Genomic DNA, 14,379 nt, shown 5'->3' with positions numbered 1-14,379 from the left:
CCGGCGCGATATAAATATCGCCACCGTTTTTACTTTTATGACCATATTTGCTGCCCGTATCGTTAACGTTTTACCTTATAAAATTTATAACCGAACATAAAAATAACTGCATAGCAGATTATGGGCAGGTAATAAGCTTTAGCAACATCGTGATTAGCGATCTGCCCCATGATCAGCGGAAAAAAAGCACCACCGACAACCCCCATAGCGATAAATGACGATGCCTGCTGGGTATGTCCTCCTAAATTCTTCAACCCGAGACTGAAGATAGTCGGGAACATAATACTGAAAAAGAAATTGATCATCATCAAGGCCGCATAAGACGACCAGCCCCAGGCTTGCGCAGTAATTACACACATTATTATACTGCCCATAGCAAATATGGCAAGCAGTTTATGAGGTGTTATAAAACGCATAAGATAGGTTCCAACAAAACGACCGGCTGCCATCATAGCCATAAATACACTCATATATCCTCCTGCAGTTTCATTGCTGAACCTCATCACATCGTGTCCATAATTGATGAAGTACGCCCAGGTGCCACCCTGAGCGGCCACGTTAAAAAACTGGGCTGCAACCGCCCATACAAAATGGCTGTGCCGATATAGTTTTTTTCCGGGTGCTAGGTCAACATTCACAGCATTTGGAACAACCGCCTCCTGCGAGCCGTGAGGGTCTGTCAATACAGGTATTTTTAAAAACAAGAAAGCACATGCAATTAATACAATCACACAACCTATCGATACATATAAAGCCTTAACCGAAGTTAAGTCAGCAGAATGCTCGCCTGTCCCGCGCAATAAAAAGTACGACCCGATGGCAGGTCCGATAATGGCCCCTACCGCATTGAACGACTGGGCGAAATTAATACGCTGATCACTTGTCCGCTGGTCACCTAAAGCTGCCGCAAAAGGATGTGCCACTGTTTCGAGCGTAGCCATTCCACAGCCTAAAATAAAAAGCGCAATCCTAAAAAAAACGAATGACCCCGCATTCGCTGCAGGAACAAATAAGAATGTGCCTGAAGCAAAGAGACCTAAACCTAACAAGACGCCAGGTTTGTAGCCAAATCTTTTTAGAATGTAACCCGCCGGGATACTCATCACAAAATAAGCACCGAAGACCGAAAGCTGAATTAAACCGGATTGTGATTTAGACACATTTAGGACATTTTGAAAATGCTTGTTGAGCACGTCACTCATGGAATGGAGCAATCCCCACATTAAAAACAAAGAAGTAACAAAAATCAAAGGCACTATAAATTTCTTTTCAGTAAATAAAGGTTTTGGCATCATGATTTTTTTACTTTTTTGAATGTAATCAAGGTTTTATCAACTGTATTAAAAAGATTGGCTGCTCCTATGAGCGCAGCATGTTCACCAAGCTGGGCCAGTTCGATTTTAATATGCGGCAAACGGTCAGTAAGAGAAGTTAAAAACAGGCCGGCGGCTTTTGCAATGTTTCCGCAAAGGATCAGGCGATCCGGAGCCAGCTTCAAAAGATGAGGTCTCAGGAAATTGCCCAGGTTCTCGGCAAAATCCTCAAATACCTGTACAACTGCATCGTCCCTATCTGCTATGGCAGCAAGTTCCTTTACGTTATTAGCTGATTTGCCCGATAGCTCGTAGTAACGCCTTATGATCCCTCTCGTTGATAAATAGTCGTCTGCGATAGTTTCTTTAAAAGGCAAACTGCCTAAATTCAGGTCCCTGAATTCCCCTTCAGCAAAATGCGCCGAGCCGAAACCGGTACCAAGCGTGATACCTATTACATTATCTTCTCCCTTTCCAGCACCTGTTATACATTCACCTGCTACAGTAGCTTCAGCGTCGTTTCTGAATTTTATCCGGCTCTCAGGAATTTGCAGAGCATTTGAAAAATATTTCCTTATGTCAGTTCCATACAAGGATTCATATTTATCAAGCCCTTTTATAAGGGATATTCCACGTTCGTAATCAAATGGCCCGGGCATAGCCAGCGCCATTCCTGAAACATGGACCGGAGACTGGTCCAATACCCTTTCCAGTGCATCATTCCAGGCATTTAAGATATTGATTGCATCACCCTTACTGTTGACATTCGCTCTCAATGAGCTCTGCTCTGATATGACATTGGTTTTACAATCGCAAACAGCGGCCGTTATATGGGAACCTCCGATATCTGCACATAAAATATGTGGGGTGTAAACGTTTTTTATTGTCATTATTGAATCCTTCTCTGATTAATTTTAAAACCGGTTTATTCGGCACTTTCCAGCACAAGGGCCTCACCGCCGGATGGCTGCATGCTGATATCCAAAACCGTGTTGCAGGTAACCACTCTGCTGCTTACTTTAACATGGGTGGCAGTATTTATCGACGCATCATCACTATAAACAGTAGCTTTATACTTTTTTCCCGTTTCTAAAAATCTCAAGGGCACCCTAACCCTTCGTGGATTGTTGTTGGTGATTGAGCCAACGTACCAACTGCTGCCTTTCCGCCTGGCCACTGTGATAAACTGCCCCGGAATACCTTGAACAACTTTGGTTTCATCCCAGGTAGTGGGTATTTTTTGCCAGAACTCCAGCTCTGGTTCATTATGGTAAAGGCCAGGGCTATCATACCAGAATAAAGTTTGGATAGGGCTGTAATATATTGCAGCCAAAGCAAGCTGATGGGCATGAGTAGTTTTGATCCGTTTGTTAAAATAACAAATAGTATAATCCGCCGGGCCAGCGATGTAGCGTGTAAATGGTAATATCGTGTTATGAGTGGCATCAGGCATTTCTTCATTACCCCTTATGCCCTCGGCGGTCATTAGGTTGGGCCAGGTCCGTTGTTCGCCAGTCGGGCGCCAGTCGTCATGGATATTGACCATTATCTGGCTGGTCGCTGCTTGCTGTATCGTTTTCTCAATCCATGTTGTCCACCGATGCGATCCGACCTGCACAAAACCAAATTTAACACCCTTTACACCCCATCTTTTGTACACCGCAAACAGGCTGTCACTTTGTGCATAAAGCCCCTGCTGGTTAACATACAACCAAACACCTATTCCTTTTTCCTTACCGTAGCGGATTATTTCCGGCAGGTCAAAATCAGGAATGGCCACTTTAGCAGCATCAGATTCAAAACTGAAAGCCGGACCATACCATTTCCAATCAAACAAGATATATTGCAGTTTAAGCTGTGCGGCGAAATCGATATTAGCTTTTGCATCATCAGTTGTTTGTCTCATTACCCGCATGATTTTACCTGGCTTTATCCAGCCTGGATGCTGTATCCTGTTCTCCTCATTGAGGTTTTCAATCAGGTAATTATGCTCTATCAGGTCACCTGGGCGCTCCCCCACCATGATCACCCGCCACGGCGTACCAACCGGCGATATCAGCTGGGTTTCGCCGAACATAGCGGTCGTCAGCGTGTTTGGTTTACTGCTGCTCAGTTTAAACTTGGTACGCGCATAATCAATACAGCCCGCTTCGCTCAGGCTGAGGTATAAGCTGCCTGGCAGCTCTAAAGTCAAGGGCCTTTCACTTTCTCCGGGCCAGTCTTTTAAAGGTAATTTATAATAAGGCGCCTGTGCCCAGTTTGCAAACCAGCCCATTGTATTTTCCGGTAAGCTGAACTCCGTATTTTCGCCGGTAATGTTGTAATAAGTACCTTTCTGGTTTTCAGGGAAATAATATCTGATGGCTACACCTTCATTATAAGCACGTATCTGCACGTGCATTTCATAAATGGGATTATCATCTTTCTGAAGTGCAATATCAGCCATATGATAATGATCCCGGATCAGGCTTTGTTCCCCGTTAACCGGTATCCAGCTGGTATCTTTTGCAGTCGTTTTCACTCCGGTAACAGTCAGATTTTCACACCAGTCTTTATGCTGGTCTACCTTAAGTGCCATCGCTTTTTCTGATAACTGGTTATCCATCTGTATGTCCAGTAACGACTCACCGATAATCTCCCTCCCCTTATAGATTAACCGGTAATACATAGCCCGCTTATTGTCGCCAACTGTTTTCTGGTAAAATTCGGCCACCAAGTTTTTATCGGGTGATTGCAGGGTAACCACCGATTGCTGTACCATAGGCTGACTGTAGACCTGATTGCAAAAGCAAATTAATAATAGCCGGATACTGATTTTAAATATCTTCATTTCTTTTCATCGATCAATTTAGTTTCGCCGGTTCTGACGTTAAGTCTAAATGGTTGCGGTTGCGGCAGCCAGAGTTTGCCGTTCCCGATTTCCAAAGGCATCCACAAATAGCGCGAATCCCATTGTGTTTTTGGTTTCCATATATCTCCCATAAATAAAACCGTTGTTTTTTTTGTACCCGCAATTTTGATCATCATGGTAGATTGCGAACCGTAAGTTTTAGTTTCGGAAGGGGCGATATCTTTAAATTCTGTCCACGGTCCCGATAAGTCCGTTGCGGTTGCATACTTATTCGGATTTGCCGCCCAGCCTGTTAATGAGGATCCTATAACATAATACAAGCCGCCATAATGTACTATCGCCCCGCCTTCCATATGAGCCGGAATCAGACAGATTTGCTTTTCTACATCCAAATAATCATCGCTCAGCCTGGCTATTCTGAAGCCGAAGGGCCTGTCTTCAAAGATCAGGTAAGCGCTTCCGTCATCGTCAATAAACTGGCCGATATCCCGGCTTTCGTGCCCCAAAGGCCTGAATGTACGGATGAACCTGAAAGGACCGGTAGCTTTGTCACTAATAGCAACACCGACACGTGCATAACTGTAAGCGCTGGTAACTGTAGCTGTACTTACAGCCGAGCGGACCTGGCCGTCCACATGACAATACATGACGAATTTCCGGGTTTTCACATTGTAATAAACTTTAGGCCGCTCCAAAACCCATTTTCCCAAAACCGTATCAGGTTTTGATACCTGCAGGGCATCACCTTTAAAAGTCCAGTTAACCAGATCTTTTGACTGGTAGCAACTTACATAACGGTAATTGGTATCAAGCCCCTGCCGGCGCTCCTCTCCATACCAGTAGTAATCGTTTTTTACTTTAATGATGCCTCCGCCATGTGCCTGGATATGGTTTCCTTTTGTATCCGGCCATATTTGTGCGGGCCTGATAGTATCGGACTGCGCATACACCCTGAATGCGATGAGGATAAAAATTGCCGCAGAGGCAGCCGTGATTCGTTTTTGCATGGTTATAGATTTCTTTTCTTTTTTTCGGATTTTTGCAGACGCAGAAGTGCTTCCAGATAATAATAATCGGCATAAATAATAGAGGCGTCTATTTCGGTCCCGGCAGGATGATGCCCTGTAGAGTGGAGTAAAAAAGCGCTGTTGATATCCCTGCTCTGGTAACGGGCTGACGACAGTTCTGCAAGCATGGCGATAGCCTGCTTACGATAATAAACTGCTTTTACTTTATTATGCACAAAGCCGGACAATTCAAGTAATGCTGAGGCGGTTACTGCTGCAGCCGATGCATCGCGCGGGGCATTCGGTATAGCCGGATCGTTAAAATCCCAATACGGGATTCGGTCTGTCGGCAAACGCTTTAAATAAATATCGGCAACTTTTTGCGCAAAGCTTAAAAATTCAGATTTATGGGTTTCGCGGTAGCACATGGTAAAACCATATATAGCCCACGATTGTCCCCGTGCCCACATCGAACTGTCAGCATAACCCTGATGGGTGACACCCTTTATTTTCCGGCCGCTGACCGTATCGTAAACTACGACGTGATAAGCGGAGTAATCAGGGCGAAAATGATTTTGCATCGTCGTCTCTGCATGCTTAACCGCAATATGGCATAAACTCCGGTTACCGCCGTGTTTAGCCGCCCAGAATAAAAGTTCAAGATTAATCATGTTATCGATAATGGTATTATGCGGCCAGCCCATTTTTTTTACCATGGGAGGCCAGGAAAGAATGGTGCCTACTTTGGGATTAAAAAGTGTAGCAAGGGAATCCGCTGCCTGAAGTATTACTTTCTTATATGCTGAACGGCCGGTTAAACGGTAGCCGTTACCGTAACTGTTAAATAGAACAAAGCCAACGTCATGATCCAATCCTGTCTGTTTCCCGGGAGGCACCAACTGCCTGGTAAACCTGTCAGCGGCTGAAGACCATTTCCGGTCCTGAGTACCCTCGTAAAGATACCACAGAATACCCGGCCAGAAACCGGCACACCAGTCATGATTATCAACATACCGCCATTCGCCCCTGTCATAATCTATATTTCTCGGCAAATCTTTTTCGTCGAATGGTATCCTGGCCAGAGTTTTCTCTGCCTGGCTTGCACAATAGCGAATCGCGCTTTCGGGCGAAAAAGCCGTCTGTGCCTTTAAAGGACAATGAATGAAGTAAATCGAAAATACAAGGACGCAGAAAATCTTTGCGACAAAAAAAACAGGGGGATCAGGTTTCGAAAATGGCATTGAAATTATTCATAGTTTTACAAAGGATAGTCAATAAGCAGATTGCAACCGGGATTCCGGTTACAATCTGCCGCCGGAGCATTAAAAATGCTTACCAACCAGGATTTTGTTTAAGGTTTGGATTAGCTGCGATTTCCTGAGTAGGGATCGGTAACAGATAGTTCTTATCTGAAAAGAAACGCTTTGATGATGATTCAATGACAAGAAAACCATTTTCTGTTCCCAGTACAGCCTGTGGTGTCCACCTCGAATCAGATGCGTACGCAGTTCCGCTATAATTGATTCCCAGTAATGATGTTTTCATCTCGGTTTCAGCCGTTTTCCAGCGGAGCAGATCAAATATTCTTAAACCTTCCCATGCCAGTTCAACTGAGCGTTCTCTACGGATTTCTGTACGCATGTCCAGGCCATTACCCACAACGAAAGAATTGGTAAGTGCGGGAAGGCCGGTACGCTGGCTGGTCCTTATTTTATTTAAGGACAGGTTCAGATCAGCGTCACTGATTTGACCGTCCAACTCAAATTTTGCTTCTGCGTAATTAAGCAGAACTTCAGCATAGCGCAAAACAGGATAATCATAACCTTCTGAGCGATCTGGTATACCCCTTTCTGTACGGTATTTATAATTGAAATATCCGGTATTGGTTGTTGTAGGAACCGGATCAAAAGCGATACCTGCATTGTTGGTTGTCGTTCCGTCCAGCGCGAAGCGCGGATTAGGGGAATTATCATAGTACAGATTACCTGGTATCCTGAACAAATTCTTCATCCTGCTATCGCGATTTTTAAATTCCGATGACTTGGTGGCATAACCTTGAAATAAAGGCGATTTATCAATTGGCAGACCATCACTGCACAGAAAAAGATTAGCCAGCTTACTGGTAGGCGTACCTACACCCGCATGAGTTATCAACGCCCCATTTGGCCTCAACGTATAGTCATAGCGGTTAAGGATAATAAATTCCTTATTGTTCGCTTTGGTGTATCCCCCGGGATTAGATTTTTGATTCTCCAGAATAAACAGGTATTTGTAGGTTGAATCACCCATAGCAATCCCGTTTTCAGGTGCAAACAATTGATATTGTCCACTGCTCATCACCTGGTTGGATTCATCTACAGACTTGCCCAGCATTTCGTTTGCCCGGGCAGCATTATTACGAAACTTGTTCCAGGTACCTTCAAATAAGGTGACTCTGCCTTCAAAAGCCAGTGCTGCTGTTTTGCTGATCCGGCCTTTATCGGCAGCCGCAATTTTATCCTCTGTCAGTAAATTAGCTGACGCGGCATCCAATTCTGCGATTATAAAATTAACCAGGTCATCGCGGTTCGCCCGCGGAGCCTGTAATGCCGGGGAGGCAGGGGTAAGCGTAGAGGTAATCAGCGGCACACCTCCGAAATAAAACAACAGACGGAAATAGACAAAAGCGCGAAAGAAATGCGCTTCAGCTACATATTGTTTGATGCCGGCAGCATCCCCCTTATAAGTTTGTGCTTTTTCAAGCAAATTGTTGATCGCCCGTAATTGGCCGTAAGAATTTGTATAAACCGCGTTGGTCAGTGGTGGGGTAAAGCTTGATTCGCTGTAAGCACTGATACCACCGCTAAAATCAGAATTGTAATCCGCTTCAAGGTTATAAGGCTGTAAATAGCTCGCACCATAGTCAAAGGTTGGCAAATAGCCATAAAATAAGGAAGCGGCAGATTTGAACTGATCCGGGCTAGTCCAGAAGGTTGCATCCGTCGGCTGGTTAGTCGGTACAAGGTTCAGGTCTTTTTTACAGGCATTCTGTGTAAGGATCACAATGCCAATTACTATAATGACTATTTTATTTGTTATTTTTTTCATCTCAAAATCAATTAAAAGGTAACATTTAAACCCAATGCATAAGTTCGGTAGAATGGAAACTGGTCAACGCTGTCTGGCGCTTCCGGATCCCAGCCATCTTTAATCGCTGCGGCTTCCCAGAGATTTTCACCGGAAAAGTAAATCCGGACCTTGGATAAACCAGCTTTTTGAGTTAGGTTCTTCGGCAGTGTGTAGCCGATAACGAAATTCTTTAGTCGGATATATTTGTTATTTTTTATGGTTAAGGATGAGGCTGCGTAATCGTAATTCTGCACTGTTGCGTCTGTGGTTAACTTAGGAAACGGTGCATCCGTCCTGTCCGGGCTCCAGGTTTTATGATAAAAATAAGCACTCTGATTTGCACCGCTGCCGACATAAGGCCTGTACAAAGACCCGTTGCGATAGGTATCACGACGTCCAACACCCTGAAACAAGGAAGAAAAGTCAATATTTTTCCAGCTCAGATTAAGCTGCGTGGAAAAACTCAGCCGTATATTATTATTACCCAGGTATTTAATGTCAGTAGCATCAAATTTATGATCCCCGTTAAGGTCAGTAAACATGGCATCCCCAACACCGATATTGGCCGGTAACCCGCCTCCGGAAAAAGTGGCCTTATAATCGGCTAATTGTGCTGCGTTCTGAATAATACCGGCATATTGATAACCAAAATAACTATTGATCGGGAATCCTTGAACGCCGCCGTTTACACCCGGGTTCCGAACGTTGGCACCGCCGATATTGATCAGGTTATTTTTATTGTCGCTTAAAATACCGGTTATACCATAGTTAACCTGACCAATCCTGTCGTTCCAGCTTAATGTCAGATCAAATCCCCTGGTCCTTAAATTTCCATTATTGGTAAAAGGGGCCGAACCGCCGAGCGTTACCGGGTAAACCACCGCAATCAGCATATTGCGGTTATATTTTTCGTAAATCTCAAATGTTCCGGAAAGCCTGTTATTCAACAAGGAAAAATCCAGCCCAATGTTTTTGGTTTCCACCTGTTCCCAGGTTCTGTTAGGTGCCACGATTCCTCCGGGAGCTGTTGTGGTAACGCTGGTCGGATTAGAAGCGCCGAATGGATATGATCCAGCATTGTTATTTACAGTGGCGATATAATCATAGTTTCCGATACCCGCCTGGTTACCCACAACAGCATAAGATCCGCGCAGTTTCAGGTTGTTCAGCCATTTCAGGTTAGCCATAAATGATTCATTAGTGATTACCCAGCCGGCTAACACACTTGGGAAAAATTTCCAGCGATGGTTGTTTTCGTCTGTAAATCTCGATGAACCGTCATAGCGTCCAATAGCTTCGAATAAGTATTTGCTTTTATAGTTGTAGGTTACCCTGCCGAAGTAGGAATTGATAGCCCAGTCATAGTAGTCTCCGCCACGTGTATCATTGGCATTGGGTAAAGGCATTCCTTGTGCAATAGAATTCAATCCCGGAAGCACATTATTCACTTTATTAAAGAAGGCATCATAATGATATTTTTCCTGCGAAACCCCGGCCATAGCGTAGACGTTATGAACGCTGTTGAAGGTCTGATGATATTCGGAATTCGCAAAATAACTCTGGTAGGTTGATTGCTGAAAATCTCTTCGGAAAGAATTAAAATCATTACCTGTTCCATATTGGCTGGTCACGACCGTGCCGGCGTAATTCGTGAAGGGAATATTATTGATATGCTGCTGAATGTCAGTCAGGGTATAGCGGACGGCTGCAGAACCATTTAACCGAAAATTGTTATTGATGTCATAATTCAGGCCGAACTGTTCATTGATCCGGTTGTCAACCTGATCCCTGTTCCCTCCCAGTTCAGCCAGACCGGCAGGACTTAGGAAATTACCCCAGTTGTACAATGGTTGCCCGTCCGCACGATAAAGCGGAGCACCGGGCTGGGTAACGCTCGGCCCATTCAGCAAGGTGCTCAGCGCGGAAGGCTCTATACGGTTCTGTCTTTCAAAATACAACTGATTAGTCACCTTCAGGCCCCGCAGCAGGTTGTAATCCATATTGATCCTGACATTGTACTTCTTATTGAAATTCGTTCCGAACTTAAGGTTGCTGCCATCATTAAGATAGCCCAGCGATAAGTAATAACCTGCTTTATTGCCGCGTCCAGAAATCGAAACATTTTGCTGATTAGTAGAACTTGTTCCGAAAGTAGCTTTGCTGAGATCATAGTCAAAAAAGGCCTCATCATTAGTATTAAACGCTCCGGGTGAAATTACCTGTCCGGCTGGGTTTTGAAAATATTGCTCAAAAGATTTGAAAGGGTTGATCGCATTATTATTGGTGTAAGCTTCATTGGTCATTTCGTACCACTGCCTCAGGTTCGTATATTTCCGCATCAAGCCTACAGGCTTCAGTGCATATAACCCGTTATAATTAACAACCGGTGCGCCCGACTTTCCGGATTTGGTGGTTATCAGCACCACGCCGTTAGCAGCCCGTGCGCCATAAATTGCAGCTGATCCATCCTTCAGGAAGGACATCGTGGCGATATCATCATTATTAAATGAGCTCAGAATGCTCGGATCCGTATAGGGTACTCCGTCAACAACAACCAAAGGAGGCGTAGAATTTGTTGATGACGCGCCGCGAACCTGAAAATTCCAGTTCTCCTGGCCAGGCTTTCCTGACGTGCGGGAAACCACAACTCCTGGAACAGTGCCCTGAATGGCGCTCAAAGGATTGGTAGAAACCCGGTTTTTAAAAGCAGAGGAGTCAAGTGTGCTGATCGCACCCGTAAGTGTCGCTCTTTTCTGGACGGTCGAATAACCCACAACTATTACTTCGCTCAATCTGCTGTTGTCGGGCAGGATTTTAATAAGCATAGGCCCTGCGAAATCTGCAGGAACTGAGATAGTCTGATAACCGATACTGGTAATCTCCAGCACAGCTCCCGGAAGTGCGGATAATGTAAACGCTCCCTTTGCATCAGTGGCGGTGCCCGCTGTACTTCCCTTGACTTTGACCGTGGCACCAACAACGGGCTGATTAGTCTGACTGTCGGACACCCTTCCACTGATGGGGGATTTTTGTGCATTCGCCCGGATACAAAACAAAAGCATAAGGCTCAATACTACCGGCAAAATCTTCGGTTTAACTCTGAAAGTAAAATTTCCCATATTCATAAAGTTTAAAAAATTGGTTAGTTGATAATCAGCAGCCAGGTGATGCCAGGTGATTACCAATGATTTGGTCAAAATTAATTAAATTTAAATCGATTTAAATAAAAAATATCGTTTTGCTAATTATTAACTACAATCACGAAAAAATGATCAATAGTTATAAAAAAACATCATAATAAATGCTTATATGACACAAATTTGAACATATAAATGCCATTATTACATTTTTAAAATCACATTAAGACAGTGGATATTTGCAAATTCAAATATATTTTCTGCGCAAACTATAGTTTCAAAACATAAACAATGCCATCCATAGTGATATTTTTCGTCACCTAAAAAAGGTTAAAATAGGCTTAACAATAAATAAACGGCTTATTTTATCAAATTCAATGATTATTGATTTGATTTAAATCAATTTAAATTTTTATATAAATTTTTCAATAAAATGTGTAGAAAGATCTCTGCGGGACAGCTAAAACGTCCCAGGTCAGTTTTGCATGCCAGCCAGCATCAACATACGATTTTGGTATAAATGAGCAGTTGTGGCATCAGATTTACAGTCCTTATTTTTCAATCAGCAGGTATTGCTCCTTGTCAAATTTAGGCGGCTGTATTTTGCCGTCAACGGAAACGTGTTGGATGTTTCCCATGTCGAATGAAATATTGACAACGGGCTGCCCCTTCAGGGACAATTTTAAAATACCGTCCTTTTTTTCGGCATTCATAAATACTTTGGAAAGTGAACTGAAAAGCACACGATGGCCGCTTTTTAAATAACTCCCGTTAGCGACGAAGAATGAAGAGGGTATCGATCCATCGCCCGGTTTACTCCCTTCAGGATAGGTAACCGCACTCAGATAAGCATCGGTTTCCCAATTACCGGCATTAATGATAGAATTTCGGTGCATCAACCTCCCGTCCGCCAGCAAATTAATATAAACTTCTGTTACCTGTCCATTTTGATGTATCCGTATACCCAGGTAGTCTTTACTTTCAAAGCGCTCAATGACAGGCAGGTTACTCCAAGCAGATGATCCGTTCGCCCCCGAAGACCCTATAAATGTTTTCAGTGGTTTATTGCGCTCATCCAATAAAATAATAGCATTAACCAGCTTGGCCCGGTCAGTTTTCTCGGGCGGTGAGATTACGTAGTAAGGAATTTGAACATTTCTTGAATGATCCTTTAAACCATATTGAATATCGTATTTCATTTTTTCGGGAAAGTCGTGGGGATAACCCAAAGGCAAAGTTTCCGGGTACAAGGGACGGAATAATATCCCTGAAGAACCTTGTGTTATCTCAATATCGGGTCCACGTTTAATAGCAGTGTCCGCATAATGCAATAAAAAGTCTATTTTTCCCGCTTCATACGTTTTGACGTCATCAACGATGAGGATCACATTGCCAACCCACAGAAAATTACGATAGTTACGTAAAAAATTACGGGATGTCGGCCCGGTTACATCAGCCAGTAAATATTTTAAATTGCCGGCATCTAACATATCATACAGATGTCCCGGTTGTTTTACTGCGTGATATTGATCCTGCGGGTCCTGTGCTTCTCCGTTAAACATAACTACATTATGCGCACGGCTTGTAACGAAATAACTGCTGTACTCAGGATTTCCGTACCCCGTGTCTCCTCCGTCGATCAATAAATTTTTTCCTTTGTGATACAATACGAATGAACCTGCGTCTGCATGGGCGTGATTCCAAGTAAACCCGCATTTCACACCCAACATAGTAGCATCGGGATCCCATGAACTCCTGAGCATCCCCCAGCCCATCCCCGGATAAACGGCAGACGGACTAAGTGAAGGGGTTGTGGGAACAACATTCTTCTCCGGCTGATAGAGTAGCCCCATCGGGGTCTGAACATTCAAATCCTCGCGGAAACGTACCTTTGAAGTATTATTCAGATACCAATAATAGTCCGGTCTCCCGAGCCCCAAAGCAATCATAAGCCGAACAGGTTTATCTCCGTTCGCAAAATCATTACTGTCACCAAAATTGAGCGACATAGATGCTTCCCGGGCACGCGGATAAGAAGTCCGAATAAACCAATCCATGGTTTTCTGAAGCAGAGGATCATATGGCATCTTCAAAGGACCTATCGCATTAGTATAAGCCAGCCGGAAAAGCAGATATTCAGAAACACCGAAATTGGCGTAACTCACACTCTCGTAACAGCCTCCATCGGGATCAAAGGTAGATGGTTTATTTTCAAGGATGCTCCCGCTAAAACCTATCCATTCCTTACTGTCATCCATAATTCCCCTGGCCCAATCCCTGGCCTCCGGGACTTCTTTCATTATCGCCAGAGATGCTATGCCGGCCTGGAATACAACCGATGACCACCAGTTATGCCCCATGCTATTGAGCGAATGAATTCTTTTGTCCTTTGATATCCAGTCACCAACTGACGGCTTTATGCCGAGTTCCAATATTTTCCCCGCAATTTCTTTCCGTTCGGTAACCGTCAGACAATCATAAATCGCGTCATAGGTTATCGCAGCCAGCCAGTTTGAATGAGCTGTACCTAAACCTGAATTCCAGCGGGGGGACCGGTCATCCATCCCGTCCCATTGAATTTTGCCGGTAAGCTGTATCAGCAATGATTTGACCCGGTCTGCAAAACGCCTCTCTCCGGTCAGGCGGTAAACCAATGCCAATTGTTCCATATCGCCACCATTACTATTTTTTAACCATCCGTCACAATTATCTTTTATTTGTTGTAAGCTATTGGCTAAGACTGTGTCTGTTACGATTCTCTTCTTTAGCTGGTTGACACGTTCCGGAGTGTAAAAAAGATAAGGATGCGATGATTGCGCCGTGACGTCCGCGGGCTGCAACAGTACCAGATAAAAAAGAAAACCAAACATGGTTAATGACTTCCGAATTGATCCGACAATTTTTATTTTCATAAATTTCACTAATTGGTTATGAGACTTTGATGCTGGTATTCAACAACAAAA

At 43.9% G+C, this 14,379-nt stretch carries 8 protein-coding genes; all 8 read right to left on the bottom strand.

The features are described from left to right. Nucleotides 1-62 precede the first annotated feature (62 nt). Entirely contained in the window at nucleotides 63-1,295 is a 1,233-nt protein-coding gene (gene fucP / locus MusilaSJ_RS24455; protein ID WP_274987380.1) for an L-fucose:H+ symporter permease, read from the bottom strand. Continuing rightward, nucleotides 1,292-2,203: an ROK family protein gene (locus MusilaSJ_RS24450; RefSeq protein ID WP_274987379.1), complete on the bottom strand. Its 912-nt coding sequence runs from the start codon at nucleotides 2,201-2,203 to the stop codon at nucleotides 1,292-1,294. Before MusilaSJ_RS24450 ends, fucP begins: the two co-directional genes overlap by 4 nt. 35 nt (nucleotides 2,204-2,238) lie before the next feature. Further along, complete coding sequence (locus MusilaSJ_RS24445) at nucleotides 2,239-4,143, bottom strand: glycoside hydrolase family 97 protein (RefSeq protein WP_274987378.1); 1,905 nt, start codon at nucleotides 4,141-4,143, stop codon at nucleotides 2,239-2,241. After that, the gene (locus MusilaSJ_RS24440) at nucleotides 4,140-5,171 is read right to left on the bottom strand and encodes a family 43 glycosylhydrolase (protein ID WP_274987377.1); all 1,032 of its coding nucleotides are present in this window, start codon (nucleotides 5,169-5,171) and stop codon (nucleotides 4,140-4,142) included. The genes MusilaSJ_RS24445 and MusilaSJ_RS24440 overlap by 4 nt, the downstream gene beginning before the upstream one ends. Before the next feature lie 2 nt (nucleotides 5,172-5,173). Continuing rightward, entirely contained in the window at nucleotides 5,174-6,223 is a 1,050-nt protein-coding gene (locus MusilaSJ_RS24435) for a glycoside hydrolase family 88 protein (RefSeq protein WP_274987376.1), read from the bottom strand. A 280-nt stretch (nucleotides 6,224-6,503) separates the two neighbouring features. Continuing rightward, a complete protein-coding gene (locus tag MusilaSJ_RS24430; protein WP_274987375.1) occupies nucleotides 6,504-8,258 on the bottom strand; it encodes a RagB/SusD family nutrient uptake outer membrane protein in 1,755 nt (584 codons plus the stop codon). Nucleotides 8,259-8,269: 11 nt separating this feature from the next. Next, on the bottom strand, nucleotides 8,270-11,476 hold the full coding sequence (locus MusilaSJ_RS24425; protein WP_274987374.1) for a SusC/RagA family TonB-linked outer membrane protein: 3,207 nt from the start codon (nucleotides 11,474-11,476) through the stop codon (nucleotides 8,270-8,272). Nucleotides 11,477-11,967: 491 nt separating this feature from the next. After that, nucleotides 11,968-14,328: a heparinase II/III domain-containing protein gene (locus MusilaSJ_RS24420; RefSeq protein ID WP_274987373.1), complete on the bottom strand. Its 2,361-nt coding sequence runs from the start codon at nucleotides 14,326-14,328 to the stop codon at nucleotides 11,968-11,970. Nucleotides 14,329-14,379 lie beyond the last annotated feature (51 nt).

The organism is Mucilaginibacter sp. SJ, from assembly GCF_028993635.1.
Classification (GTDB): domain Bacteria; phylum Bacteroidota; class Bacteroidia; order Sphingobacteriales; family Sphingobacteriaceae; genus Mucilaginibacter.
This window is presented reverse-complemented; position numbering and strand designations above follow the sequence as displayed.